Origin of the sequence: Nonomuraea africana (assembly GCF_014873535.1) — a bacterium.
Lineage (GTDB): Bacteria > Actinomycetota > Actinomycetes > Streptosporangiales > Streptosporangiaceae > Nonomuraea > Nonomuraea africana.
In genome coordinates, this window is sequence record NZ_JADBEF010000001.1 from 8,078,501 (window position 1) to 8,101,895 (window position 23,395).

The window sequence follows — 23,395 nt, forward strand, 5'->3', positions numbered from 1 at the left end:
TCCCGAGGCGTCCGACAACGGGGCGGCGGCGGGCCGGCCGGAGAAGCGCGCGAGCCGAGGGGGCGTCCAGTGAGCCGCACGTTCGTCGACGCCTTCCCCCTGCTCGTCGTCCTCCTCCCGTTTCTCGCCGCCTTCGCCGGTCTGCTGCTGTCCCGGTGGCCGCGACACGTCGGCGCGTTCGATCCATCCGGTACGGCCCCGCCGCACGGTGCCGACACGCCCTCGCCGCAGGGGGCCGACGCGCCGGCCAACCGCAGGGCCGCCTGGTTCGCGGTGCTCCCCACCACGGTCTCGGCCGTCCTGGCGTGCTGGCTGGCGGCGAGCCAGGGGTTCGCGTTCTTCCAGCGCTTCTCGCCCTACTCTCCTGAGGGCCCCGCCGCCTCGGCGAGCGCCGAGGCGGGAGCCACCTATGGCGTGATCGAGACGGGCGGGGTCCCGATCTCGCTCACCCTCCAGGCCGACGAGCTCTCCTCGATCCTGGGCATCCTGGTCACGGTCGTCGCGCTTGCCGTGCAGATCTACTCGATCGGCTATCTGAAGGACGACCCGCGCTACCCCTCCTACAGCGCCTTCATCAGCCTGTTCACCAGCGCCATGCTGCTCGTCGTCTACGCGGGAGACCTTCTGGTCCTCTACGTCGGCTGGGAGATCATGGGCCTGTGCTCCTACCTGCTGATCGGCCACTGGTGGGAGGACCGAGCCAACTCCAGGGCCGCGGTCAAGGCCTTCCTCGTCACGCGCCTGGGTGACGTCGGCTTCCTGTTCGGCATCTTCGTGCTCGGCCTGTCCGCAGGCAGCTTCCGCGTCGACGACGTGATCGCCAAAGCGCCCGAGCTTCCCACCGGCACCTTGGTCGCCGCGACGATGCTGCTGCTGGCAGGGGTCGCTGGCAAGAGCGCGCAGGTGCCGCTGCACACCTGGCTGCCCGACGCGATGGCGGGCCCGACGCCCATCAGCGCGCTGATCCACGCCGCCACGATGGTCGCGGCGGGCATCTTCCTCGTCGCCAGGCTCTTCCCCGTGTTCCTCGCCGCCCCGCCGACCCTCGACGTGCTGGCCGTGCTCGCCGCCCTGGGCATGCTGGGCGCCGCGCTGGCCGCGCTCGCCCAGGACGACCTGAAACGGGTGCTCGCCTACTCCACCGTCAGTCAGCTCGCCTACATGGCCGCCGCGCTGGCCGCGGGATCCGACACGGCCGCGATCTTCCACCTCCTCACGCACGGCGCGTTCAAGGCGCTGCTGTTCCTGTGCGCGGGCGCGGTCATCCACCACGTCGGCTCCAACCTCATGAGCCAGATGGGCGGGCTGCGGCGGGAACTGCCCGTCACGTTCGTGACGATGACCATCGGCTTCGCCGCACTCATGGGACTGCCACCGGCCAGCGGCTTCTTCAGCAAGGACGGCGTGCTGCTCGCCGTCGAGCACGCGCTGGGCGCGGCTCGCCTGACCGACGCCGCCGCCCTGCTGCTCTACGCCTGCGCGCTCGCGACGGTCGCGGTGACCGGCGCCTACGCCACGAGGGCCTGGTTGCGCACCTTCTTCGGTGACGAGCGGGTCGTGGCGCTTCCCGAACCCGAGCCGGGCACCGCCCACGTCGTCGACGTCCGCGAGGCGCCCGCCTCGATGCTCGGGCCCGTCGTGCTGCTCGCCGTACCGGCTCTCGGGCTCGGCGTCCTCGGCCTCGGACACATCAGCTGGGGCACCGCGGCGATCAGCGTGGCGCTCGCGCTGCTGGGCGCGGGCATCGTCTACGCGGTATGGCGCGGCGATCCGCTCGCCGATCCCGCCAGGGTGCTCGGCCCGCTCAGGGTTCCGTGCGAGCGGGCGTTCTATGTGGACACCGTCTACAGCGCCCTGCTCGTCCGCCCCGTCCTGGCACTGGCCGGGGCCGTGGTGCGCACGGACGACACGGTGGTCGACGGCGCGGTGCGCGGGTCTGGCCGTACCGCCCAGGGCGCCTCTGGACTGCTGCGCCTCGCGCAGAACGGCAACGTGCAGCTCTACGTCAGCGGCCTGCTGGCAGGCGTGCTGCTGATCGCGGTTGGGGCGGTGGTGTTCGGATGACCTGGTTGCCTGTCGCGCTGCTCGGGGTGCCGCTGGCCGGCGCCGCCCTGCTCCTCGTGCCCGCCGCCGCGGGCCGCCTCAGGCTCATCGGCCTGCTGGTGTCGGGGCTCACGCTCGGGTTGGCGGCGCTGCTCGCGGTGTTCTTCGAGTACGGCCAGGCCGCGCGGATCCAGTTCGCCGTCGACTGGTCGTGGATCCCCTCACTCGGCCTGCGCTTCCACCTCGGAGTCGACGGCATCTCCCTGCCGCTGGTCGTGCTGACCGCGCTGCTGACGTTCCTCTGCTTCGTCTACCTCTGCTGGAGCCCCGGCCACCTGCCGCACCGGGCGCGGGCTCTGGTGTTCACGCTGCTCGTCCTCGAAGTCGGCATGCTCGGCACCTTCCTCGCGCTCGACCTGCTGCTGTTCTTCGTGTTCTTCGAGGTCGTGCTCATCCCCATGTACTTCGTGATCGCTGCCTGGGGCGGGCAGGGACGCCGTGCCGCCGCGATCAAGTTCATCCTCTACACGCTGCTCGGCTCGGTCGTGTTGCTGCTCGGCCTGCTCCTCATCTGGGCCCAGACCGGCACGCTCGACATCGTCGCCCTGACGCGGGCGCACGGGTCCGGGCTCTCCCGCTCGGTGCAGATCGTCGCCTTCGTCGCGGTCGGCCTCGGACTGGCGGTCAAGACGCCGATGTGGCCGCTGCACACCTGGCTCCCCGACGCGCACACCGAGGCGCCCACGGTGGGCTCGGTGCTGCTCGCGGGCGTCCTGCTCAAGATGGGCACGTACGGCTTCGCCAGGATCGCCATCCCCGTCCTGCCCGAGGGCGCCGTGGCCGTGGCTCCGTGGCTGGGCGCGTTCGCCGTGGTGGGCATCGTGTACGGATCGCTGGCCTGTCTCGCGCAGACCGACCTCAAACGGATGATCGCCTACTCGTCGATCGGGCACATGGGGTTCGTCCTGCTCGGCTTCGCCACCCTGACCCCGGTGGGGGTCAACGGCGCCCTGTTCGCCAACGTCGCCCACGGCCTCATCACCGGCCTGCTGTTCTTCCTGGCGGGCGCCGTCATGGAGCGGTACGGCACGGCCGACATGCCGACGATCGGGGGCGGCATGCTGGCCCGCTTCCCGCATCTGGGCTCGCTTCTCACCTTCGCCTGCATCGCCTCGCTCGGGCTGCCGGGGCTGGCGGGGTTCTGGGGCGAGATGCTGGCCCTGTTCGGCGCCTTCCAACCGGCTCCCGGACTGTCCCGCCCGCTGTTCCTGACCTTCATGGTGATCGGTGGGCTGGGGGCGGTGCTGACCGCGGCGTACTTCCTCACGATGCTCTCCCGAGTCACACATGGCCGCCGAGCGGCGCCGCGCCGCCCTGTCACCAGGGGCACCGTCCTCGACGAGGGCGAACAGGTGACACCCCCGGGGGCTTCCATGGGCGAGGGCGAACAGGCGGTGCCCGCGGCCGCCGGTGCCGTTCCGGGGGAGGGTGAACGGGCGGTGCCTGCTGCCGCCGGTGTCGTCCGCGGCGGGGGCGAACACGCGGCGCTCGAGGGTGGTGGTGTCGCCGTTCTCGGGGAGGGCGAGCAGGTGGTGCCGACGGGGGCCGATGTTCGCCGGTACGAGCTGGTGGCCTGGGTGCCGCTGGTCGTGCTGACGCTGGTGTTCGGGCTGTGGCCCAAGGCGCTGCTCTCGCTCACCACGCCTGCCGTACAGATCCTGCTGGGAGGCGTGTCGTGATCCAGACGATCGACTACTTCGCGATTGCGCCACCCCTCGTCGTCGCCCTGCTGGCCGGAGTGGTCCTGCTGCTCGACGCCTTCCTCCCGCACACCGCCAAGGTCAGGACGGGCCTCGGCCTCGTGTCGCTCGCCGGGCTGCTCGTGGCCCTCGCGTTCGTCGTCGCCCAGGCCGGCGCGGGCGAGACGCTGCGGACGTTCTGCGTGCCAGGCGGCCTCGCCACCTCGGGCGGCGTGGCCCCCTGCTCGTTCGTGGTCGACCATTTGACGCTGGTCTTCTCAGGGCTGGCGCTGGTCGCGGGCGTGGTGGTCGTCCTGTTGTCGATGACGGAGCTCGCCGGTGGTGGCATCCCCGTCGGTGAGTGGTACTTCCTCCTGCTCTGCACCCTCGCCGGCGCCACGACCCTCCCCGCCTCGCGCGATCTCATCATGCTCGTGGTCGCCCTCGAGCTGGTCTCCCTGCCGGTGTTCGCGCTGACGGCGCTCAAGCGCTACGACGGCAGAGCCTCCGAGGCGGCGGTCAAGCTCTTCCTCGTCTCCGTGGTCTCCACGGCGATCATGCTGTTCGGGGTCTCCCTGCTGTACGGCCTGACCGGGGCCGTCCACCTCAGCACGCTCGGGGAGATCCTGGGCGGACTTTCGCCAGGCCCGTCGGGCGTGCCGTTGAACGACCTGCCCGCCGTGGTGACGGTCGGCGTGGTGCTCGTCGTGGCGGGGTTCGCCTTCAAGATCGCCGCAGTGCCGTTCCACGCCTGGGCGGCCGACGTCTACCAGGGCGCGCCGATCCCCGTGGCCGCGCTGCTGTCGGTCATCTCCAAGGCGGCGGGTTTCGCCGGACTCATCCTGGTCCTCCTGAGCGCGTTGCCGAGCCAGGCCCCGACGTGGGCGCCGATCATCGCCATCGTCTCGGCGCTCACCATGACGGTCGGCAACCTGCTGGCCATGCGGCAACGCTCCGCCGTACGGCTGCTGGCCTGGTCCTCGGTGGCGCAGTCCGGTTACATCCTCGCGCCGCTCGCGATGATCAGCGGGGCGGGGCAGCGGGGGCTGGCCGTGAGCGCGTCGGTGGCGTACCTGGTGTTCTACGCGGCCATGAACCTCGGAGCGTTCGCGGTGGTCATGCTCGTGTCCAGAAGCGGCGCGCGCCACGACCTGGACGCCTACCGGGGGATGGCCTTCCGGAGTCCGGTGCTGGCGCTGGCGCTGGCGTTCAGCTTGATCTGCTTGGCCGGGCTGCCGCCTGGGCTGGCCGGGCTGTTCGCGAAGGTGGTGGTGTTCCGCGAGATCGTGACCGGTGGGTTGGGGTGGCTGGCGATCGTCATGGCCGTCAACACGGTGATCGGGCTGTACTACTACGTCGCATGGACCGCCCAGCTGTTCGCACCGGCGGTCGCGGCGCGGGAGTCGAGGGCCGGTGCCAGGCCGGCGACCGCGGGGTGGATGGCGGTGGGGGTCACGCTGGTGGTGGCCGTCTTGTTCTCGGCGGCCCCGCAACTGGTTCTCGGCATCACCACCTTGTAGACCGACTTCCTGAACCGGCCTCTTGAACCGGCCTCTTGAACCGGCCTCTTGAACCGGCCGCCTGGAGACCGGCCTCCTGAGCCGACTCCTGGATCTCGGGTTTCGTCGCGCCGGGTCACGGCTTCGCACTCTTCGATGTCCTCGTTTGGAGTCACAGGCTTTGGGGGCTTCAGTCCGCGCCCGGGGTTTCGGTTTCAGGGGCTCCGGTTCCGCGCGTGGGGTTCCGGTTTCTGGGGGCTTCCGTTTCGCGTGTGGGGTTATGGCTTCTGGGGCGTGCGGCTTCACGAGCATGCGGCCCCTTTCGGGTATCGGGTCCTGTCTCTGCGTGGGGTTGTGGTTTTTCGGGGCTCCCGTTCGGCGCGTGGGTTATGGCTTCCGGTGTCTGCGGCTCCACGAGCATGCTGCCCCTTCCGGCTGTCGAGTCCTGTTTCTGAGCGGTGGGGTGGTGCTGTTGTCCGAGGCTTGGGTCCATCTACGAGTGGTGGGGCGGTGGGGGCGGGGGTTGCGGGAACGCGTGACCGGGGGATGGACGTTGGTACAGGTGAACCCATGCCACGGAAGGGGGACCCCTTGCACCACAACGGACTGCGTACCGCGCTCCTGCTGGGGCTGCTCTCCGCGCTGATCATCACGTTGGGGGCGTGGCTGGGAGGCGGCACCGGCGTGCAGATCGCGCTCGTCCTGGCCCTGGCGGGTAACGGCATCGCCTACTTCTTCTCCGACCGCATCGCCCTGTCGGCCATGCGGGCTCGCCCCGTGAGCGAGGTCGAGCAGCCGACCCTCTACCGCATCGTGCGTGACCTCTCCACCGAGGCCAGGCAGCCGATGCCGCGCCTCTACATGTCGCCGACGATCCAGCCCAACGCCTTCGCGACCGGCCGGAACCCCCGCCGAGCGGTGGTGTGCGTGACGTACGGGCTGACCCAGCTGCTCGACGAGCGGGAACTGCGCGGCGTGGTCGGCCACGAGCTGTCTCATGTGTACAACAGGGACATCCTGATCTCGTCGGTCGCGGGAGCGTTGGCGACGATGATCACCTGGCTGAGTTACGTGGCGGTGTTCTTCGGGGGTTCCGACGACGACGAGGGTCCAGGCTTCCTGGGAGCGCTGCTGATGATGGTGCTCGGTCCCGTCGCCGCCGGGATGGTGCAGATGGCGATCTCTCGGTCGAGGGAGTTCCAGGCGGATGAGTCGGCGGCCCGGCTGACCGGTGACCCGCTCGCGCTGGCGTCCGCGCTGCGGAAGATCGAGATGGGTGTCCGGCGGTTGCCGCTGCCGGAGAACAGCCGGTTGACGTCGGCTTCGCACATGATGATCGCCAACCCGTTCAGCGGGAGCGGGCTGGGGCGGATGTTCTCCACCCACCCGCCGACGGCCGAGCGCGTGGCCAGGCTGGAGCGCATGGCGGGCTACCGCCGCTGAGCCACTGAATCAGCGAAAGGCCACTGAGCCGTGAAGTTGGTGATCGCGGCGGGCGGTCAGCCTCTCCTGCCAGGGTCCTCCACGGTGAGGCTGGCGATCGCGGATGGTCAATCTCTGGCAGGTGTCGTTGATCGTGGGGCGGTCAGGCTCCCGCCAGATGCACGTCCCAGGTGTGTTTGCCCACCGTGAACCTGTCCACCACCCGTGCCGCCCCGCTGCCGGCGTTCACCGTCCGTGCCACGAATGTCCGTGGCTCATCGAGCGTCAGCAATGTCATCCGCGCACCCGAGTCCCACCGCAACATGCGAGGGTTCTCCGTCGCCGGCACCTTCACCCGGACCGGCGTCCGCGACTCCATCGCGTTGGACGTGGCGTAGAAGCGCACCACCACGCGCGACCCCTCACGAGCGGCGCCCGCCAGCGTGGCGCCGTCCGACGTCAGCGCTCCCCATCCCGTGAGCGTGACCCCACCGGACGGCACCGCGCCCCCCGGCCGGTAGACGGCGGTCTCCTCCATGTCGAGGATCACCCGCAGCAGCCGTCCGTCGGGGCTGAACCCCTGGACGCTCGCATAATGCGGCAGCGTCCAGGTCTTCCCCGTCGCCACCTCGATGAGGGAGACGCCCCGCTGGGTGCTACGCGTGGGGTCGAGCACGAGGTAGCGCCCCTCGGGGCCGACGCGCAGCTCCACGTCCGCCATGCGCAGCCCGGACGGCAGGCGGCCGGCCGTCCCGGGGATGCGGGTGAGCTTTCCCGAGGCGACGTTCCGTACCACGAGGCGGCGGTTGGCTGTCGTGAAATAGGCGACGTGTCGGCCGTAGGGGTCCACGGCGATCGGGGCCCGCTGGGCCTCTTCGCGTCCGCGGGCGTCGAGCGACCGGATCTGGGCGTCCCTCAGCGACAGGGTTCTGCCACCGCGCAGCCACAGCCGCCACGGCCCGCAGATGTGCCGCTTGCCGTTCGCGCCGGGGCAGGAGGTCAACCCCGCGTAGCGGACCGGCTCAGCGGAGCGGACGCCGCCGGGAAGGGCGGCGCCGAGCAGGAACGAACCAGCGGAGGGGGCGCCGCCGGGAAGGCCGGCGCCGAGCAGGAACGAACCGGCGGCCAGCAGGGGGACCAGCATGGCTGTCACCTTAGCTAGGAGACCAGGCCGGGGACGATGTTCTTCGGCGCGTCCTCGGTGACGAAGAACTCCCTGGCCTGTCCGGTCCGCACGTTCACGGCGTAGACCGTGGACGTCTGGCCGCGATCCGAAGGGACCGCGAGCAGCGTGACCTCGTCGGCGCTCAGCCATGCGCCCAGCCGGGCGGGGTTCAGCCCGGAGGGAATGCCGGAGATCCGCACCTTGGGCCGGTCGCCTCCCGCGATCGCGTCCGTGAGGACGATCGTTCCGTCGTGCTCCATCTGTGGCGTCCGGCCGGGGTCGTGCGTCTGCCCCAGCCTGGCGATGGTCCTGCCGTCGGGTGCGAGCCCGCTGAACTCGTAGGTGAAATCGGGCACCGTGATCGGGTCGTGCCCGAGGACGCGCAGCCTCGTGCTGTCCTCGAAGGGTCGGGCCAGCACGACCTCGCCCGTGTCGCTGACGCTGACGGGGAACCACGCCTTGTCGAGCTCCTTCACCGACCCGTCGCCGAGGTCGACGAGCACGTTGCGCTCGCGGCCCGTCCCCCAGCCCGCGACGAGCATGCGCATGCCGCTGGGGGACAGCCGGAGCGCGAACTCCGCCTCGAACGTCCGGGCGGGCAGCCGCAGCGGCGCCTCCCAGACTTCTCCACCGGCGAGATCCCGCAGCACGATGGTGCGCTGCTTCTCGTCGAAGTAGGCGATGCGCCGCCCGTCGGGAGTGATGGCGAGCGGGCCGTCCCCCTTGATGATCCCACCGGCGTCGTAGGACTGCCCGTCGTGAGTGACCAGGTGCCAGCGGCCCTGCCGCTGGAAGGCCTGCTGGAGCGCCCCCACCCCGCTGCTCGGCAGCGGGCGCACCTGCGGGGTGATCACGATGGACGGCTCGGGCCCGCGCACCAGGATGGCGGTGCCGCCCGTCACGACGGCCACCGCGGCCGCCACGGCGACGGCCAGCTGTACGGCACGCCGCCGCCGCGCCCCCGCCAGCGCCCGTGAAGCCAGGTCCACCGAAGGCGCTTCGAGCGCCAGCTCGTGCAGATCATCACGTAGAGCGTTCATCAGTACACCTCCTGAGGGGCGAGCGCGCGCAGCTTGGACAGCGCGTAGTGCGTCTGGCTCTTCACGGTCCCGACCGAGCAGCCCATGAGCTGGGCGGTCTCGTGCTCCGAGCGATCTTCGTAGAACCGCAGGACGATGACCGCGCGCTGTTTGGGCGAGAGTTTCGCGAGCGCCTGCCGCAGGGCCAGGCGGCGCAGCGTGGTGTCGTCGTGGGCCTCGCTCCGATCGGCCACGTCGAGGCCGGTCTCGGAGGAGAGGCCGGTGATCTCGGAGGAGAAGGAGCGGCGCCGTCGCCACGACAGGTGCTGGTTGACCAGCGCCCTGCGGGCGTAGGCCTCGGGGTTGCCGCCCCTGGCCAGCTTGCCCCAGTGCGAGGCGACCCTGGTCAGGACCGTCTGCAGGAGGTCCTCGGCGAGATGGGCGTCCCCGGTGAGCAGATACGCGGTGCGCATCAGCGACTGCTGCCGCGCGTCGACGAACTCCCGGAACCCTTCATAGCGGTCCATATCCCTTAACAACTCCGCCGAGGGCTCCGGGGTTGGAAACCGGCTCAGGAGCGGGTCGTCACGGGATCGGTCTCCGCCGCGCTCAGCCCCGGCAGCCCGTCGATGCTCTCCCTGTTGTTCTTGGCGCGGTAGGCGCGCTTCTGCAGGACGTCCTTGCGCTCGGCCCACTGGTCGAGCAGCGCCCTGTCCTCCTCGAAGGCCATGAAAGGTACGGCATAGCCGCACGAGTCGGAGATGCGCTCGCAGTCGACCACGATGATCGAGCGGACGCCGGGATGCGGGCCGAAGCGCGTGAGCAGGTCGGGGAAGGCGGGGTCGGTGTGCGTGACGACGCGGCCCGTGCCGTACAGGCGGACGATCTTGGGCGGGCCCTGGAAGGCGCAGAACATCACCGTGATGCGGCCGTTCTCCCGCAGGTGGGCGATGGTCTCGACACCGCTGCCGTCAAGGTCGAGGTAGGCGACGGTGTGCTCGTCGAGGACGGTGAAGGTGTCGGCGTACCCCTTGGGAGAGACGTTCACGTGCCCGCCCGACTCGGGGGCGGTGGCCACGAAATAGACCGGCTGCGCGGAAATGAACTCGCGCAGCCGGTCTGTGATCGTTTCGTAGATTTTTCCCATAAATCACGATAACTGCGATCAGTCGCCGGGCAGCCACCACGTCCAAATGCCGGACTTGATGCGGAAGGAGTCGCGCTTGGTGGTCGCGCCCGTGTCGGGGTTCACGGCCCGCCTGGTGGCGTGGGAGGTCTCGCCCTCGGCGTCGGACTTGACGGTCCAGAGGGTGACCTCTCCCGCGGTGTCCCACACCAGCCGGTTCGCCGCCTCGCCCGCGGGCACACGCAGGGTGACGGCGTCGGAGACCGTGTCGGTCGACAGGTCGTAGGTGCGCAGGCGCGCCTTGCCGTTCGCCTGCGGGCTGACGATCACCAGGCCGACCGTGACGCCGTCGTCGGCCAGCGCGATGGGCGCGTTGTTGGCGACGACCTGCGGCACGACCCTGCTCTGCACCTCGGTGCCCGACGCGTCGTAGACGGCCAGCTCCGTGGTGTTGTCGTCGGTGCCACGGCTGGTGAGCAGGTGGGAGCCGTCGGGGCTGAAGCCCTGGACGGTCTCGTTGCCGGGGATCTTGTGGATGGCCCTGGTCCTGAGGTCGACCAGGAGCGAGGGCAGCTTCGCGGCGTCGTCGTAGTAGTCGATCACGATGCGGCGGCCGTCGGGGGAGAGAAGCGGGTCCACGTTCAGCATGCCCACGCCCTTGGGCGCCATGGCCGCCTTGCCCGGCAGCGCCTTGACCGAGCCTGACCCGACGTCGCGGACCACGAACCTGCGGTCGCTCTTGCGGAAGTAGCCGACGAACCTGCCGTTGCCGCTGATCGCGATCGGCGCGCTCGACTCCGTGTCCGTCTTGCCGTTCGGCAGGACCGGGTGCACGGCGGCATCCTTGAGCTGCACGGTCTTGCCGCTGCCCAGCGTGAGCGTCCACGGGCCGCACGGGATGGAGTAGTCCTTCTTGGGGCAGGCGTCGACCCACCCGTACCTGACGTCACCCGGGACCGGAGAGATCATCAAGGCCGCGGCCAGCAGCGAGGCGATCATGGCTGTTCCTTTCGTCACAGGGTAGATGCGCCTCGAGGCCGAAAGGTTGCGTAACAATCAGGCCATGGTCGTTCAGAACGGATTACGCCTTCGCATGACCGAGCCGGAGCGCCGCCTGTGGCGGGCCTTCCACTCGGGCGCGCAGGTGCAGCTGGGGGACAATCCGGTCGGCGTCGGCCGTACCGCGGGGGAGAACGCGCCCGCGGACGGCGCGACCTGGGGGCCGGAGCGCACCGTCAGGGCGCAGGTGATCGTGGCGCTGCTGCTCGGCGCGCGCGAGCCCGGGGTGGGCGCGGTGCCCGCCGTACGGCTGCGCGGGGCCAGGATCACCGGACGGCTCGAGCTGCGCGGCGGCAACGTGGACTACGAGCTGGCGCTGAGCGGCTGCTACCTCGACGAGGCGCCCGACTTCAGCGGAAGCGTGACGCGGACCATGCGCTTCACCGACTGCCACCTGCCGGGCTTCAACGGCGGCGGCATGCGGGTCTCCGGCCACCTCAGCCTGTCGGGCGCGCACGTCACGGGCACGGTACGGCTGCCGCGCGCGTCCTTCGAGAGCGGCCTGTGGATGGGCGGCACCAAGATCGACGGCGGGATCCACACCGGCGCCCTCACCGTCGACGCGGGGTTCTACCTGGAGAACGCCGACATCACCGGCGGAGTCCGGCTGGTCGGCGCGCGACTGACCGGCGGGCTCTTCCTGGACGGCGCCACGCTGCGCAACGCCGGCGGCGACGCGCTCACCGGCGACAGCATGGTCGTCGAGGACGTGATGCGGTGCGGCAAGGGGTTCACCGCGCTGGGCTGCGTGCGCCTGCGCGGCGCCCGCCTGTCCAGCCTTGTGGTCACCGGCGTCCTGCGCAGCCCCGACACCCCCTATGCCCTGCACGCGACCCACCTGGAGGCGCGTGAGGTCTACCTGAAGTACGCCCAACCGGTCGAGGGCGTCGTCACGCTCGCCCACTCGCGTATCGGCACCCTGCGTGACGACCCCGAGTCGTGGCCCGAGCAGCTGATGCTCAACGGACTCAGCTACGAGACGCTGCGCGGCGGCTCCGTCGAGCGCAGGGTGGAGTGGGTGGCGCGGGATCCCTACGGCTTCCTGCCCCAGCCGTACGAGCAGCTCGCCGCCTGGTACCTGCGCGACGGCAACGACCTGCTCGCCCGCCGTACCCTGCTCGCCAAGCAGCGCGCCCGCCGCCGCACCTTCAACCCCGTGGGACGCCTGTGGGGCCGCCTGCTCGATGTAACCGTCGGATACGGTTACCGGCCATGGCTGGCCGGAGTGTGGTTCGCGCTGCTGCTGGCGACGGGGACCGTCGTGTTCGGGCTGGTGCCGCCCAGGGCGATCAAGCCGGACGAGAGCCCGGGCTTCGACTCCTTCGCCTACACCTTCGACCTGCTTCTGCCCTTTCCCGCCTTCGGCCAGCGGGACCTGTTCGACCCGGCGGGGTGGACACAGGGGCTGGCCTACGGGCTGATCGTGGCGGGCTGGATCCTGGCCACGGCGCTGATCTCGGGCGCTACCCGGGTGTTGCGGCCTTCCTGATCAGCGACGGCAGGATCTCCGGGTAGTAGACGTCGCCGCTGGACTCCAGCTCGTCCGCGCCCCACCAGTGATGGCCGAGCGTGGTGGCCAGCTCGATCTCCTCCATGTGGTCGAACCTCACCTCGGCCGCGTCGACCCGGACGGGGAAGTAGGTCTGGTCCTGCACGTAGGCGCGATCGCCGAAGGAGAACTCGACCGTGTGGGTCTCCAGCGGACGGCCGAAGCTCTCCGGCGCCGCCGTGATGCCCACCTCCTCGAACAGCTCGCGGGCCGCGGCCTGCTCGAGCGTCTCGGCCTCCTCGGCGGCGCCTCCGATCGTGAACCAGTACGGCGCGTCGGGGCGGGCCGGGTCGAAGCCGCGCAGGAGCAGGACCCGGCCGTGGGAGTCGACGGGCAGGACGCGGGCGGTGAACCGGCGCAGGGGGATCTCTGTCACGTCAGGACAGTTGCACAACCGCCCTGGCTTTGGAAAGCACGTGCGCGTCCCCCGACTTGGCGATCAGCCCGACGACCACCCGCTTGTCCTCGAGCTTCTCCTCGATGACCCCGCTCACCGTGATGGTCGCGCCCTGGTCGTCATCCGGGACGATCACCATCGAGGAGAACCGCACGCCGTAGTCGAGCACCGCGCCCGGGTCGCCCACCCAGTCGGTGACGAACCTGCCGCCCTGGGCCATGGTGAACATGCCGTGCGCGATCACGTCGGGCAGCCCGACGGTCTTGGCGAACCGCTCGTTCCAGTGGATCTGGTTGAAGTCGCCCGACGCGCCCGCGTACATCACCAGGTTCAGGCGGCGCACCGGGTAGTCGGTGGCGGGCAGCTCCTGGCCGACCTCGACCTCGTCGTACTTCACCGTGGCAGCCATGCTCAGCCCGCCCCTCCGCGCTCGACGATCGTGTTGTAGGTGGTGCACACCGGCTCGCCCGCCACGGTCGTGACGTCGCTCCTGATCGTCATGAGCTCGTTCCGGCCGGCGCTGCGGATCTCGGTGATGGTGGAGGAGGTGACCAGCTCGTCGCCGGGATAGATCGGGCGGACGTACTCGAAACGCTGCTCGCCGTGGACCACCATGGCGTAGTTCAGGCCCAGCTCGGGGTCGGCCAGCGCCTCGCCGCCGCTCTGCAGGCTGAACACGATGGGGAAGGTCGGCGGGGCGACCACGTCCGGATGCCCGGCGGCCTGGGCGGCCGCCCTGTCGCGGTAGATCGGGTTGTTGTCACCGATAGCCGCGGCGAACTCCTTGATCTTCACCCGGCTGACCTCGTACGAGGTGGTGGACTTGTAGGTCCGTCCCACGAAATCACGGTTCAAGGCCATCAGTGCCCTGCTCCTTAGGTGCGTTCTGGGCTGTTGAGCCGACGGTAACAGAACAACATTCGGCTGTCGCTGCCTGGAGACGACAAACGGCGCCCTCGGATGAGGACGCCGTTTGTTCGGTATGCGTCAGGAGTGCCGGGCTAGGCCACCCGGGACCACCTCAGCCGCCGCGCACCCTGGCGGGTCTCGCGGTGCACCTGGTGCATCGAACGGCACTTCGTGCTTCGTGAAGTGACCATCCGGCGGCGCGGACCTTTAGCGGGGTCTCGCGCTGAGCCTGGAGCGACCCGGTTCCGGGGCCGCGTCCGGCGGCGCGGACCTTGGCGGGGTCTCGCGGTGCGCCTGGAGCGACTCGGTTTCAGGGCCGCGTCCGGCGGCGCGGACCTTAGCGGGTCTCGCGGTGCGCCTGGTGGGTGCGGCAGTTGGGGCAGTACTTCTTCAGCTCAAGCCGATCCGGGTCGTTGCGCCGGTTCTTCCGCGTGATGTAGTTGCGGTGCTTGCACTCCTGGCAGGCCAGCGTGATCTTCGGCCTAACGTCGGTGGCAGCCACGTGGGAGTGCCTTTCTACGTTTGGGACTGGGACACACCCGTACCCGAGCGATGTACTCGGGTTTGGGTAGTAGCGGAGGCCGGACTTGAACCGGCGACACAACGATTATGAGCCGTTTGCTCTGCCTGACTGAGCTACTCCGCCTTATGCCGGTCGAAACTCCCGGCCCATGAAGGATACCCGACCCCCGGACTAGTCACGAACATGCCACGACTTCGCCCGATCGAGTGAGGTGCCCCCCAGTATGCCTCAGGAACGTTCCTGACCTGAAATCCATACAAGAAACGCCCGCCTCCGAGGGGAGGATCGGGCGTTGGCTGGAGCCCCCAAACGGAATCGAACCGTTGACCTTCTCCTTACCATGGAGACGCTCTGCCGACTGAGCTATAGGGGCCTGTCCGCTTCGCTCGTCTGCGCTGCGGACAGGTGTAACCATACACGGCACTCAACGATGATGCGAACTCGTCCGGCCCGGAAGGTCGACGACCTCGCACAGGTCCGCGAGATCCACGTGCATCGCCACCGCCTCCACCGAGAAGCAGTCGGCCACGAGCCAGCCGTGTCTCCGGATGCGCAGGACCTGCTGCCCCGCGCGCACCGCCGGAACGATCTCCAGCCCCTCCGGCCCCACCCACCGCCTGTCCATAGCGGCACAGACTAGACCTCAGGTCTCTCATTTTTCGTTGGTATACACGCGTTACAGCCATACCAACTGGGTTTCACGCCGGAGCAAAGCCAAGGTAGCCCGATCCGGCGCCGCCGGCCGGGAGACACGCGGCGCCCGCGCCGTCCTCGGCGTGCGACCTTTGGCTACGTGAAAGGGGCGTCGACCGCGCTCAGGGAGGGCGGCCTCAGAGGCGGTAATAGCCTCTGAGGTCTTTGCGCCCCTCCACGTCGTCCACGCGGACGACCGCGCCGGTCTCGGGAGCGTTCATCATCTGGCCGTTCCCGAGATAGATCCCGACGTGATGGGTTTTACGCTTGCCGAAGAACACCAGGTCGCCGGGCCTGGGGTCGGTGACCTTGCGCATCCTGCGCAGGTGCTCGTCGGTGTTGCCGGGGCCGAGCACGTCGTAGCCGTGGGCGCGGGCGTAGACCAGGCGGGCCAGGCCCGAGCAGTCGAGCCCACGCGTCCGCTTGGCCGGACACGGCTTGATCTTGCCGGTGTACCCCTGGCACGTTCCAGTCGACGGTCCTGGACGCTCCTTGTGCCCGCCGCCCCACGAGTAGGGGATGCCCTGGAACTGGTAGGCCAGGATCACGATGCGCGGCATGGCGAGCTGGCGGAGCGGCATCGACGACGGCACCGCCAGCAGCAGGACCAAAAGGGTCAGCGCGCCGTGAGCGAGAGCTTGACGGAGCCGACCGTGACCTTGACGCCGACCGTGCCCCTCGTCTTCGAGGGCCTGGTCGCGATCGTGATCCGAAGTGAGTGGCCGGGATTGACCTTGGGAATGACGCATCGCACCGCCGTACCGCTGAACGAGCAGCCGGGACCCGCCTTGACCACCTTCTGGCCGCCGAACGTCCGTCCAGCGAGCTTGACGTCGGTGACCGGGTGGGGGCCGGTGTTCTTCAGCGTGATCGTGTAGAGCTTCCTGCTCTTGGCCGCGCCCGTGACCGTCACTTCCGCAGGGGGGTTGGCCAGACTCTTGAGCTGCGACTCGGTTCCGTTGAAGGAGTCCTGGCCGCCGACGATGGGGCCCTTGTCGGCTGATTGCCAGAACGTGTGCTTCTTCCATCCTGAAGGCAGTTCGCCCGGTTCGGTGCCCCAGCGGGCCAGCCAGAGCGGGTTCTTGCCGAACTTGGTGGAATCGCCCGTGCAGGTCTTCCACCAGCTCGTCGTGGTGTAGATGATCGCGCGACGCTTGGTCCGCTGGTAGTAGCGGGTGGTGAAGTCGCGGATCCAGGTCACCATGTCCTCGGGGGACAGGTCGTAGCAGGTGTTCTTGCCGTTCTTGTCCTTGTACGGGTTGTCCTCGACGTCCAGCACGCCTGGCAGCGTCTGGCCGTCGGAGGTCCACGCGCCGCCGTTGTCGACGAAGTGGTCGGCCTGGGCGGCGCCGTCCGTCTCGTGCGGCTGGGCGAAGTGGTAGGCGCTCCTGAACAGACCGGCCGCGGCGGCTCCGCCGTACTGGGCGTCAAAACGCGGGTTGCGGTAGTCGACGCCCTCGGTGGCCTGCACGAAGGCGAACTTGCCGCCGCTGTCGCGAACCTTGGCCCAGTCGATGTCGCCCGTCCAGTTGCTCACGTCGACCCCCGTCACGCCGTCCGCCGCGTGGGCGGTCGCGGGGATCATCAGGCCGGCCACAGTGATCATGGCCACCAACGGCAGGCGTCTCACGGCTGTCCTTCCGGGGGGTGACAAGTGGGGATGATCCTCTCGGAGTACGACAGAAGCCCGCAAGTGCCTTGATCTATCGGATGGCCTGACCTGGCAAGATGCCCACATGAACGCACCGCTCGACGTTCCGGAACTGCGGGCAGGCGAGAACCACCGGCTGCGCCCCTGGTCGCTCGACGACCTCGACGTGGTGCGGGAGGCGTCGGAGGACGCGTACATCCCATTGATCACGAGCGTGCCGTCGGCGTACACCGACACGGAGGGCGCCGCGTTCGTCCGGCGGCAGTGGGCGAGGGCCGCGGAGGGGGTCGGCTACTCCTTCGCGATCGCGGAGCTCGCCACGGGCCGCGCGATCGGGCAGATCGGCCTGTGGCCGGGCGCGCACGGGCGAGCCTCGGTCGGGTACTGGGTCGCGCCGTCCGGCCGCGGCCAGGGAGCCGCGGCGGCCGCGCTGCTCGCGCTCTCGTCGTGGGGGCTGACGGGGCTGCGGATCGCGCGCCTGGAGCTGCACGTCGAACCGTGGAACACGGCTTCGTCACGGACGGCGGAGCGCGCCGGCTTCACCCTCGAAGGGCTGCTGCGCAGCTGGCAGGAGGTGGGGGGTGAACGGCGCGACATGTACGTCTACTCGAAGATAGGACGATGACGATCAGCGAGCGCCCTTTGTCAGCCGGGGAAGGCACGGTCGCGCAGGTCGGCGGGTAGCGCGGCCAGCACCTCCAGCTGCGCCGCGGCCACCTCGGCGCCGAGGCCGAGATCGGCAGCCGTGGGCAGGCCGGTGAGGAACAGCGACTCGGCTTCGGCGGCGGTCAGCTCGCAACGGGTCAAGGACACCGGCAAGCGCTTCACCATGACCTTCGCGCTCCACCTCACCATCGAAGACGGCCTGATCTCCCGGCACCTCATGTACGAGGACAGCCTCGCGGTCATGGAGGCCTTCACAGGGTGTGGCGCCTTGGACGAGCGGATTACTTGACGCCCTCGAGGAAGGCGAGCACGCGTTCGGTCATCAGCGCGGCAGCCTGCTCGTCGTACGAAGGCAGGCTGGTGTCGGCGAACAGGTGCTGGTCGCCGGGGTAGAGGAACAGCTCGGCGTCCGGGGTCGACAGGACGAGCGCGCGGGCCGCTTCGAGGTCGCCCTCCGCGACGAAGAACTCGTCAGCGTCCATCCCGTGGATCTGGACCGGGACGCCCTCGGGCCATGCGCCGCCGAACTCGGAGGTCGGGACACAGGCATGGAACAACAGCGCGCCCTTCGCGCCGGCCCGCGACTGGGCCAGCATCTGCGCGGGCAGGACGCCGAGTGAGAACCCGGCGTAGACGAGTTCGCCGGGCAGCCCGTCGGCGACGGCCCGCCCGCGCTCGATGATCGTGCCGAACCCGACCTCCTGGGCATACGCGACGCCCTCCTCGAGATCGTCGAAGACGCGTCCCTCGTACAGGTCGGGGATGTGGACGGTATGACCGGCGCGCCTGAGCCCCTCGGCGAACTCATGGACACCCGACGTCAGCCCGTGCCCGTGGTGGAACACCAGTACCTCAGCCATGTCACTCCCTTCACTCTCGGTGCGGAACGGCTCCGCCGGAACTTCCCGCGGAAAACGGGTCACCCACGGAAAGACCTCCTCCCGCCGGGAGAAGGTCTTTCCGCTGCGATGGCGTCGAGGCTCAGCCGCAGTGCTCCCAAGGGCTCTCGTACCACAGGCTGCCGTAGGAGCCGCCCCACATGATGCACTTGCCCGGCGCCCTGACCTTGACCGGGCCGGCGTAATAGCGGTAGTAGTCCGCGTCCACCACCCCGGGTGACCCGTACGCCTGCACCACCGCACGCACCCAGGTGGTGTTGCCCGCGTAGGGGCTCTTCTTCCAGGTGACCACGCAGTTGTAGGAGCCGTTGTAGAGCAGATAGATGGTGGCGTACGAGCCCAGCGCCTTGCTGTCGATGACGTGGTAGCTGCCGCCGCCGCAGGCCTCGATCGGCGACGACGCCGCCATGGCCGGGCTGCTGAAGGCGACGGACGCCGCCAGCGTGGCCGCCACGCCGAGCGCGAGGGTCGCACTTCGTTTGAAAACGCCCATCAGGGATGCCTCCTTATGATCTTCACTATGGCGATCAAGAGTAGACGAACCGCCCGGACGGCGCCCGAGCGATCAGCACGTGGACACGGTCCTGGATGGAGCATCAGTAATAGCGGCTCATGAGTTCGGTGGCCCAGGCCGGCTGGATGACCGGATCGCGGGGGGCGAACTCGGCCAGGTACGGCTTGACGTCCAGGATCGGCGAGCCTGACACTGCGTCCAGGTCGGCGACGTGCAGGCTCAGGCCGTCCACGGCGAGCAGCCGGCAGCGGGAGACGCCCAGGCGGTTGGGGCGGTACGGCCCGCGGTGGGCGAAGACCCCCACGGGTGCCGCGCTCGGGCTCCCTCTCGGAGGGCGGGGTTCGCTGGGCACGGTGGCCGGGTCGATCCGATCGAAGAGGAACACCACCTCCAGGTGGGAGAAGTGCTCGAGGCCGAGCACGGCCGAGGCGGTGAAGGACTCCCCGTCCAGCCGGATCACGGCTCGGACGTCGTGCCAGTCGTCCTCGAACATCTCGCTGCGGCCGCCCACGACCTGGCCGACCGGTCGCAGGGTCACCGGGTCCGTTGTCATGATGATCTCCGGGTCAGAAGGCGTACGGGCCGAAGCGGCCCCAGGCGACGACGGCGGCCAGCGCGAGCAGCACCACGTTGACGGCGATGGCCGACGGCTCCTTGCGGCGGGCGTGGACGGCGGCGGCGCCGAGCATGGTGACGGCGAGGCCGGTGGCCGCCAAGGGGGTGAGGATCGGGGCGATGCCGGTGACGGCGGGCAGGATCAGGCCGAGGGCGGCGAGAAGTTCGACCACGCCGATCAGCCGGACCTGCGCGGGGGTGAAGTCCGCCACCCAGGGCAGCATGGGGCGCAGCTTGTCCTTGGGCTGGGTGGACTTCATGACCCCGAGCAGGCCGAAGGCGGCGGCCAGGACGGCCTGCAGTACCCATAGGAACACGTTCATGTCAGTTGCTCTTTCCGTCGGGCGGTTACGGGTGATCGACGCCGCTAGTAGCGGCCGAGAGTGCCGCGGTGTCTGGCCAGGTGTTCGAGCCGGTTGAACAGCACCACCCCGGCGGTCGTGATGAGCAGGGGCTGGACGAGCAGCCAGCCGAGCCCCCAGCCGGTCGGCAGGGCGGTCAGGGAATGCCCGCCGAGCAGGATGTCGCGCATCGCCTCGATGCCGGGCGCGATGGGGACCACCAGCCGGCTGAGGAAGGCGATCGGGTCGGGCATGGCGGCGAGGGGGACCAGGGTGCCGCCGGCGATGGCGTAGACGGCCACCGACAGCTGCGTGATGATCTCGATGCGTTTGAACACCAGGGTCAGCCCGCACAGGATGAGAGCCAGCCCGCAGGTGCCCAGCGCGATGGCGGCCAGCGGCACGATCACCTGCGCGTCGAAGGGCAGCGGCCCGCCCTGGACGGCGATGGCGACGGCGCCGGTGGCCAGGACGGCCAGCGCGGTGGGCAGGGCCGAGATCACCGCGGCGACCTGGCGGCCGAGGATGCGCGCGGCCGAGGGCAGCGGGGTCAGATAGGTCTGTTCCAGCACGCCGGACTGGATGTCGCCCAGGTAGCTCCAGAACATCCGGTTGACCTGCTCGTGGATGAAGGTCAGCGCCACCATGCCGAGCAGTACCGGCAGCAGCAGTTCCGCACGCAGCTGCCCGCGTCCCATGAACAGCACGATGAGCAGGTAGAACAGCGGGAACGTGATCATCTGGATCAGGCCTTCGCGCCAGCCGGCGACGAGGTTGAGCAGGCCCTTGCGGACCTCTGCGGCCAGTCCGCGGGCGAAGGTCATGACGACTCCTGCAGGGCTCGGCGGTGGTTGCGGACGAACAGCAGGCCGCCAACGACGGTGAGCGCGAGGGTGTGGGCGAGCAGCCAGGGCAGGGTGCCGTCGCTCCAGATCTCGGCCAGACTCCGTCCCTCGAACAGCGTCTGGGTCATCGCCTCGACGCCCAGCGTGGTGGGCAGGACCCTGGCGAGGACGGCCAGCCAGTCCGGATAGAGGGCCAGCGGCAGGAACGAGCCGTTGAGCAGCAGCACCAGCGAGGTGAACAGCGACTGCAGGGCGCCGATCATCGGCGAGACCAGGGCGAGGGCGGCCAGCAGGAAGGTGAAGGCCAGCACGTTGACCCCCAGCAGTACGGCGGGCAACAGCGCCGCCCAGCGCAGCGGGATCGTGATCCCGGCGACCAGCATCGGGACGAGCGACGCGACGGCGGCCACCGCGAGGCCGAACACCGAGGCGGTGATCAGCCGGCCGACCATCGGCAGCCACGGCGGCGCCGAGGTCATCTGGGCCTGGGCGAAGGTGCCGGCCCGTTTCTCCTCGATGAGATCGGCCACCATCACCAGAGCGGCGTACTGCAGGAACCAGTAGCCGCCGATCGCGACCAGCGTCTGCGGCAGCAGGTCCTGCCGGAGCTCGCCCTGTCCCAGGACGAACTGCAGGCCGAGGTACATCATGGTGCTGATCAGCAGCGTGATGACGTGCCCGACCGGGTGGGCGAGCTGAACGCGCAGGCCCTTGCCGATCTCCGCGCCCAGGACGTCAAGCATCGTTCACCAGAGCCAGGAACACGTCCTCCAGATCGGGCTGGACCTGGGTGAGCGACTCGATGACCGCCCCGTGGGCGCGCAGGCGCTCGACCACGTCGTACACCTCGATCGGATCGCTCACCCGCACGCTGATCGTGGTGACGCCCTCGCGGGTGACGGCGTCGAAGCCGGGCGGCGCGGCTCCTTCGACGCGGATCTCGTACTTGTCGCGTTCGCGGAAACCCGCCAGCAGTTCGCGGGTGGGCAGGTCGGCCACGATCCGTCCCTGGCGGATGACGGCCACCCGGTCGCACAGCTCCTGGGCCACGTCCAGCTGGTGGGTGGTGAGCAGGATGGTGGTGCCGAGCTCGCGGGCCAGCTCGGCGATCCAGTCCTTGACGACGCGGGTGGCCTCGATGTCCAGGCCGAGCGTCGGCTCGTCCAGTAGCACGATCGGCGGGCCGGCGACCAGGGCCACGGCGATCGCGACCTTCTGCTGCATGCCGCGCGAGAAGCCGCCGACCTTGTCGTCGCGCCGCTCCCACAGCCCCAGACTGGTCAGCAGGTCCTCGGCCCGCTCCGCGACCTGGGTCTTGCGCATGCCCTTGAGCCGGCCGAAGTACATCAGGTTCTGCCAGGCCGACAGGCTCCAGTAGACGTTGCGCGAGCCTTCCAGCACGGCGCCGAACTGCGCCATCGCGGCCGAACGCTGCCGGGCCACGTCGAAGCCGCCCAGCCGGACCAGGCCCGAGGTGGGGGTCAGCAGCCCGGCCAGCATCTTGATGGTCGTGGTCTTGCCCGCGCCGTTCGGCCCCAGGAAGCCGAACACCGATCCGGCCGGGATGCGCAGCGACACCTCGTCGACCGCCCGGACCTGCGCCGAGCCGTACACCTTGGTCAACGCTTCGATCTCGATCATGTCATCTCCTCGGTAGCGAAGTCCCGGCCCCTTCGGGGGCCGGGAGAGGCGGTCAGTGCTCGTCCAGGACGTCGATGTCCTCCACGGTGGACTCGCGGGTGAGCGCGAACGCCGCCGTGGCCTCCGCATTCCCGGGTACGGCCTGGCGGGCCGCCTGCAGGCTGGGGGCCGAGTCCCAGCGCCAGACGCCGACCCACGTCTCGTCGTCGAGCCGGCCGAGTCGCGCCTCGGTGAGCCCGGGACAGGCCGCCCTGGTCGCGGCGACCAGGGCGGCGTGCCGGTCCCGCAGCTGCTCGGCGTCGGCGGGATCGATCTGGAACCGGGTGACGGTGATGACCGACATGGCAAGACCTTCTCTCTAGAGTTGACTTCTAGTGACTTAATCTAGAGATAGACTCTATCCATGAGCGATGTCAAGCGGACGAGCAAGCGGACACAGAAGGCACAGGAGACGCGCCGGCGCATCCGGGCGGCGGCGCTCGAGCTGTTCCTGCAGGACGGATACGGCGCGACGAATCTTCAGGACGTCGCCGAGAAGGCCGGCGTCGCGGTGCAGACGATCTACTTCGTCTTCGGCAACAAGCGCACCCTGCTGAAGGAGGTCGTCGACGTCACGATCGCGGGCGACGACGAGCCGGTGGCCACGATGGACCGCCCGTGGTACACCGACGCTCTGGCCGCCGGCACGGCCCAGGACATGCTGCGCGCATACGTCGCGGGCACGACCTCGGTCCTGGAGCGGGTCGCACCGATCGGCAGGATGATGGAGGCGGCGGCCGCGAGCGACCCCGAGATCGCCGCCCTGTGGCCACACGACGTCAACCCGCGGTATGTCGTCCAGCACAGGGCGGCCGCCGCGCTGGTCGGCAAGCCGGGCGCGCGGGCGGGGGTTTCGGTGGAGGAGGCGGCTGACCTGCTGTACGGCCTGCTCAGCCCCGAGCTGTACCTGCTGCTCGTCCGCGAGCGCGGCTGGCCGCGGGAGCGCTGGGAGCGGTGGGTCGGCGACACCCTGCACGCCCAGCTCTGCTCGGACTAGGTTCGGGCGCCTCGCCCTCGACGAGTGCGAGATCCGGGTGGAGA

General features: G+C 69.7%; 29 protein-coding genes and 2 tRNA genes. 8 read left to right on the forward strand and 23 right to left on the reverse strand.

The features are described 5' to 3' along the window. The first annotated feature begins 69 nt into the window (after nucleotides 1–69). From H4W81_RS38595 to htpX, 4 genes are all read left to right on the forward strand, one after another. On the forward strand, nucleotides 70–2,064 hold the full coding sequence (locus tag H4W81_RS38595) for an NADH-quinone oxidoreductase subunit 5 family protein (protein ID WP_192779316.1): 1,995 nt from the start codon (nucleotides 70–72) through the stop codon (nucleotides 2,062–2,064). Continuing rightward, a complete protein-coding gene (locus H4W81_RS38600; protein WP_192779317.1) occupies nucleotides 2,061–3,782 on the forward strand; it encodes a complex I subunit 4 family protein in 1,722 nt (573 codons plus the stop codon). Before H4W81_RS38595 ends, H4W81_RS38600 begins: the two co-directional genes overlap by 4 nt. Further along, nucleotides 3,779–5,302, forward strand: a complete 1,524-nt coding sequence (locus tag H4W81_RS38605) for an NADH-quinone oxidoreductase subunit N (RefSeq protein ID WP_192779318.1) — start codon at nucleotides 3,779–3,781, stop codon at nucleotides 5,300–5,302. Before H4W81_RS38600 ends, H4W81_RS38605 begins: the two co-directional genes overlap by 4 nt. Before the next feature lie 570 nt (nucleotides 5,303–5,872). Continuing rightward, nucleotides 5,873–6,724, forward strand: coding sequence for a zinc metalloprotease HtpX (gene htpX, locus H4W81_RS38610; protein WP_192781292.1), 852 nt, complete (start codon nucleotides 5,873–5,875; stop codon nucleotides 6,722–6,724). 142 nt (nucleotides 6,725–6,866) lie between these two features. On the opposite strand, the gene H4W81_RS38615 is transcribed toward htpX, so the two are convergent. The 5 genes from H4W81_RS38615 to H4W81_RS38635 are packed head-to-tail and all read right to left on the reverse strand — an operon-like array spanning nucleotide 6,867 to nucleotide 11,012. Further along, on the reverse strand, nucleotides 6,867–7,847 hold the full coding sequence (locus H4W81_RS38615; RefSeq protein ID WP_192779319.1) for a hypothetical protein: 981 nt from the start codon (nucleotides 7,845–7,847) through the stop codon (nucleotides 6,867–6,869). A gap of 14 nt (nucleotides 7,848–7,861) precedes the next feature. After that, complete coding sequence (locus H4W81_RS38620) at nucleotides 7,862–8,908, reverse strand: TolB-like translocation protein (RefSeq protein ID WP_192779320.1); 1,047 nt, start codon at nucleotides 8,906–8,908, stop codon at nucleotides 7,862–7,864. After that, complete coding sequence (locus tag H4W81_RS38625; protein ID WP_192779321.1) at nucleotides 8,908–9,414, reverse strand: SigE family RNA polymerase sigma factor; 507 nt, start codon at nucleotides 9,412–9,414, stop codon at nucleotides 8,908–8,910. The genes H4W81_RS38620 and H4W81_RS38625 overlap by 1 nt, the downstream gene beginning before the upstream one ends. Nucleotides 9,415–9,458: 44 nt before the next feature. Then, on the reverse strand, nucleotides 9,459–10,034 hold the full coding sequence (locus tag H4W81_RS38630; RefSeq protein WP_192779322.1) for a pyridoxamine 5'-phosphate oxidase family protein: 576 nt from the start codon (nucleotides 10,032–10,034) through the stop codon (nucleotides 9,459–9,461). A gap of 18 nt (nucleotides 10,035–10,052) precedes the next feature. Next, a complete protein-coding gene (locus H4W81_RS38635) occupies nucleotides 10,053–11,012 on the reverse strand; it encodes a TolB family protein (RefSeq protein ID WP_192779323.1) in 960 nt (319 codons plus the stop codon). 94 nt (nucleotides 11,013–11,106) lie between these two features. On the opposite strand from H4W81_RS38635, the gene H4W81_RS38640 reads away from it, so the two are divergent. Next, nucleotides 11,107–12,561 (forward strand): hypothetical protein, encoded by a 1,455-nt coding sequence (locus H4W81_RS38640; RefSeq protein ID WP_192779324.1) that lies wholly within the window; start codon nucleotides 11,107–11,109, stop codon nucleotides 12,559–12,561. Here the strand turns inward: H4W81_RS38640 and H4W81_RS38645 are convergent. The 9 genes from H4W81_RS38645 to H4W81_RS38685 all read right to left on the reverse strand — a co-directional run bounded on the left by H4W81_RS38645 (nucleotide 12,536) and on the right by H4W81_RS38685 (nucleotide 16,749). Further along, on the reverse strand, nucleotides 12,536–12,997 hold the full coding sequence (locus H4W81_RS38645; RefSeq protein WP_318782309.1) for an NUDIX hydrolase: 462 nt from the start codon (nucleotides 12,995–12,997) through the stop codon (nucleotides 12,536–12,538). The genes H4W81_RS38640 and H4W81_RS38645 overlap by 26 nt on opposite strands. 1 nt (nucleotide 12,998) lies before the next feature. Then, entirely contained in the window at nucleotides 12,999–13,427 is a 429-nt protein-coding gene (locus H4W81_RS38650; protein ID WP_192779326.1) for a MaoC family dehydratase, read from the reverse strand. Nucleotides 13,428–13,429: 2 nt separating this feature from the next. After that, nucleotides 13,430–13,879, reverse strand: a complete 450-nt coding sequence (locus tag H4W81_RS38655) for a MaoC family dehydratase N-terminal domain-containing protein (protein ID WP_192779327.1) — start codon at nucleotides 13,877–13,879, stop codon at nucleotides 13,430–13,432. A 385-nt stretch (nucleotides 13,880–14,264) separates the two neighbouring features. Beyond that, nucleotides 14,265–14,429 (reverse strand): 50S ribosomal protein L33, encoded by a 165-nt coding sequence (rpmG, locus tag H4W81_RS38660; RefSeq protein ID WP_181616146.1) that lies wholly within the window; start codon nucleotides 14,427–14,429, stop codon nucleotides 14,265–14,267. A gap of 70 nt (nucleotides 14,430–14,499) precedes the next feature. Next, a tRNA-Met gene (locus H4W81_RS38665) sits at nucleotides 14,500–14,573 on the reverse strand. A 174-nt stretch (nucleotides 14,574–14,747) separates the two neighbouring features. Beyond that, nucleotides 14,748–14,823, reverse strand: a tRNA-Thr gene (locus tag H4W81_RS38670). A 51-nt stretch (nucleotides 14,824–14,874) separates the two neighbouring features. After that, nucleotides 14,875–15,075, reverse strand: coding sequence for a transposase (locus H4W81_RS38675; RefSeq protein ID WP_192779328.1), 201 nt, complete (start codon nucleotides 15,073–15,075; stop codon nucleotides 14,875–14,877). A 205-nt stretch (nucleotides 15,076–15,280) separates the two neighbouring features. Next, nucleotides 15,281–15,754, reverse strand: a complete 474-nt coding sequence (locus H4W81_RS38680; protein WP_225958996.1) for a C40 family peptidase — start codon at nucleotides 15,752–15,754, stop codon at nucleotides 15,281–15,283. Nucleotides 15,755–15,759: 5 nt separating this feature from the next. Next, nucleotides 15,760–16,749 carry a lysozyme gene (locus H4W81_RS38685; protein WP_225958997.1) on the reverse strand — a complete coding sequence of 330 codons (990 nt, stop codon included), beginning with the start codon at nucleotides 16,747–16,749 and terminating at the stop codon, nucleotides 15,760–15,762. Between the two features lie 130 nt (nucleotides 16,750–16,879). Between H4W81_RS38685 and H4W81_RS38690 the strand changes: the two genes are divergently transcribed. Beyond that, nucleotides 16,880–17,419, forward strand: coding sequence for a GNAT family N-acetyltransferase (locus H4W81_RS38690; protein WP_192779330.1), 540 nt, complete (start codon nucleotides 16,880–16,882; stop codon nucleotides 17,417–17,419). A 20-nt stretch (nucleotides 17,420–17,439) separates the two neighbouring features. On the opposite strand, the gene H4W81_RS38695 is transcribed toward H4W81_RS38690, so the two are convergent. Continuing rightward, complete coding sequence (locus H4W81_RS38695; RefSeq protein ID WP_397128941.1) at nucleotides 17,440–17,607, reverse strand: hypothetical protein; 168 nt, start codon at nucleotides 17,605–17,607, stop codon at nucleotides 17,440–17,442. 16 nt (nucleotides 17,608–17,623) lie between these two features. On the opposite strand from H4W81_RS38695, the gene H4W81_RS49010 reads away from it, so the two are divergent. Then, complete coding sequence (locus H4W81_RS49010) at nucleotides 17,624–17,749, forward strand: nuclear transport factor 2-like protein (RefSeq protein WP_264083222.1); 126 nt, start codon at nucleotides 17,624–17,626, stop codon at nucleotides 17,747–17,749. Here H4W81_RS49010 and H4W81_RS38700 read toward each other — a convergent pair. From H4W81_RS38700 to H4W81_RS38735, 8 genes are all read right to left on the reverse strand, one after another. Further along, entirely contained in the window at nucleotides 17,742–18,320 is a 579-nt protein-coding gene (locus H4W81_RS38700; protein WP_192779331.1) for a dienelactone hydrolase family protein, read from the reverse strand. The two genes, H4W81_RS49010 and H4W81_RS38700, sit on opposite strands and share 8 nt — an antisense overlap. Nucleotides 18,321–18,441: 121 nt before the next feature. Next, entirely contained in the window at nucleotides 18,442–18,852 is a 411-nt protein-coding gene (locus tag H4W81_RS38705) for a spore-associated protein A (protein ID WP_225958998.1), read from the reverse strand. Nucleotides 18,853–18,955: 103 nt separating this feature from the next. Beyond that, the gene (locus H4W81_RS38710) at nucleotides 18,956–19,426 is read right to left on the reverse strand and encodes an SAM-dependent methyltransferase (protein WP_192779332.1); all 471 of its coding nucleotides are present in this window, start codon (nucleotides 19,424–19,426) and stop codon (nucleotides 18,956–18,958) included. Between the two features lie 13 nt (nucleotides 19,427–19,439). Continuing rightward, entirely contained in the window at nucleotides 19,440–19,811 is a 372-nt protein-coding gene (locus H4W81_RS38715) for a DoxX family protein (RefSeq protein ID WP_192779333.1), read from the reverse strand. A gap of 44 nt (nucleotides 19,812–19,855) precedes the next feature. After that, nucleotides 19,856–20,653: an ABC transporter permease gene (locus tag H4W81_RS38720; protein WP_192779334.1), complete on the reverse strand. Its 798-nt coding sequence runs from the start codon at nucleotides 20,651–20,653 to the stop codon at nucleotides 19,856–19,858. Further along, the gene (locus H4W81_RS38725) at nucleotides 20,650–21,417 is read right to left on the reverse strand and encodes an ABC transporter permease (RefSeq protein WP_192779335.1); all 768 of its coding nucleotides are present in this window, start codon (nucleotides 21,415–21,417) and stop codon (nucleotides 20,650–20,652) included. Before H4W81_RS38725 ends, H4W81_RS38720 begins: the two co-directional genes overlap by 4 nt. Beyond that, nucleotides 21,410–22,315, reverse strand: a complete 906-nt coding sequence (locus tag H4W81_RS38730) for an ABC transporter ATP-binding protein (RefSeq protein ID WP_192779336.1) — start codon at nucleotides 22,313–22,315, stop codon at nucleotides 21,410–21,412. The genes H4W81_RS38725 and H4W81_RS38730 overlap by 8 nt, the downstream gene beginning before the upstream one ends. A gap of 52 nt (nucleotides 22,316–22,367) precedes the next feature. After that, a complete protein-coding gene (locus tag H4W81_RS38735; protein WP_192779337.1) occupies nucleotides 22,368–22,658 on the reverse strand; it encodes an antibiotic biosynthesis monooxygenase in 291 nt (96 codons plus the stop codon). 60 nt (nucleotides 22,659–22,718) lie between these two features. Between H4W81_RS38735 and H4W81_RS38740 the strand changes: the two genes are divergently transcribed. Beyond that, complete coding sequence (locus H4W81_RS38740; RefSeq protein WP_192779338.1) at nucleotides 22,719–23,351, forward strand: TetR/AcrR family transcriptional regulator; 633 nt, start codon at nucleotides 22,719–22,721, stop codon at nucleotides 23,349–23,351. Nucleotides 23,352–23,395: the final 44 nt, after the last annotated feature.

Bases quoted from the DNA above. Each gene is read 5' to 3' on its own strand.
- H4W81_RS49010 (WP_264083222.1), top strand. From the start codon at position 17,624: ATGACCTTCGCGCTCCACCTCACCATCGAAGACGGCCTGATCTCCCGG.
- H4W81_RS38620 (WP_192779320.1), bottom strand. From the start codon at position 8,908: ATGAACGCTCTACGTGATGATCTGCACGAGCTGGCGCTCGAAGCGCCT.
- H4W81_RS38685 (WP_225958997.1), bottom strand. From the start codon at position 16,749: ATGATCACTGTGGCCGGCCTGATGATCCCCGCGACCGCCCACGCGGCG.
- H4W81_RS38625 (WP_192779321.1), bottom strand. From the start codon at position 9,414: ATGGACCGCTATGAAGGGTTCCGGGAGTTCGTCGACGCGCGGCAGCAG.
- H4W81_RS38705 (WP_225958998.1), bottom strand. From the start codon at position 18,852: ATGGGCGTTTTCAAACGAAGTGCGACCCTCGCGCTCGGCGTGGCGGCC.
- H4W81_RS38635 (WP_192779323.1), bottom strand. From the start codon at position 11,012: ATGATCGCCTCGCTGCTGGCCGCGGCCTTGATGATCTCTCCGGTCCCG.
- H4W81_RS38715 (WP_192779333.1), bottom strand. From the start codon at position 19,811: ATGAACGTGTTCCTATGGGTACTGCAGGCCGTCCTGGCCGCCGCCTTC.
- H4W81_RS38740 (WP_192779338.1), top strand. From the start codon at position 22,719: ATGAGCGATGTCAAGCGGACGAGCAAGCGGACACAGAAGGCACAGGAG.
- H4W81_RS38730 (WP_192779336.1), bottom strand. From the start codon at position 22,315: ATGATCGAGATCGAAGCGTTGACCAAGGTGTACGGCTCGGCGCAGGTC.
- H4W81_RS38600 (WP_192779317.1), top strand. From the start codon at position 2,061: ATGACCTGGTTGCCTGTCGCGCTGCTCGGGGTGCCGCTGGCCGGCGCC.
- H4W81_RS38700 (WP_192779331.1), bottom strand. From the start codon at position 18,320: ATGGCTGAGGTACTGGTGTTCCACCACGGGCACGGGCTGACGTCGGGT.
- H4W81_RS38710 (WP_192779332.1), bottom strand. From the start codon at position 19,426: ATGACAACGGACCCGGTGACCCTGCGACCGGTCGGCCAGGTCGTGGGC.
- H4W81_RS38655 (WP_192779327.1), bottom strand. From the start codon at position 13,879: ATGGCCTTGAACCGTGATTTCGTGGGACGGACCTACAAGTCCACCACC.
- H4W81_RS38720 (WP_192779334.1), bottom strand. From the start codon at position 20,653: ATGACCTTCGCCCGCGGACTGGCCGCAGAGGTCCGCAAGGGCCTGCTC.
- H4W81_RS38640 (WP_192779324.1), top strand. From the start codon at position 11,107: ATGACCGAGCCGGAGCGCCGCCTGTGGCGGGCCTTCCACTCGGGCGCG.
- H4W81_RS38735 (WP_192779337.1), bottom strand. From the start codon at position 22,658: ATGTCGGTCATCACCGTCACCCGGTTCCAGATCGATCCCGCCGACGCC.
- H4W81_RS38650 (WP_192779326.1), bottom strand. From the start codon at position 13,427: ATGGCTGCCACGGTGAAGTACGACGAGGTCGAGGTCGGCCAGGAGCTG.
- H4W81_RS38630 (WP_192779322.1), bottom strand. From the start codon at position 10,034: ATGGGAAAAATCTACGAAACGATCACAGACCGGCTGCGCGAGTTCATT.
- H4W81_RS38725 (WP_192779335.1), bottom strand. From the start codon at position 21,417: ATGCTTGACGTCCTGGGCGCGGAGATCGGCAAGGGCCTGCGCGTTCAG.
- H4W81_RS38690 (WP_192779330.1), top strand. From the start codon at position 16,880: ATGAACGCACCGCTCGACGTTCCGGAACTGCGGGCAGGCGAGAACCAC.
- H4W81_RS38675 (WP_192779328.1), bottom strand. From the start codon at position 15,075: ATGGACAGGCGGTGGGTGGGGCCGGAGGGGCTGGAGATCGTTCCGGCG.
- H4W81_RS38615 (WP_192779319.1), bottom strand. From the start codon at position 7,847: ATGCTGGTCCCCCTGCTGGCCGCCGGTTCGTTCCTGCTCGGCGCCGGC.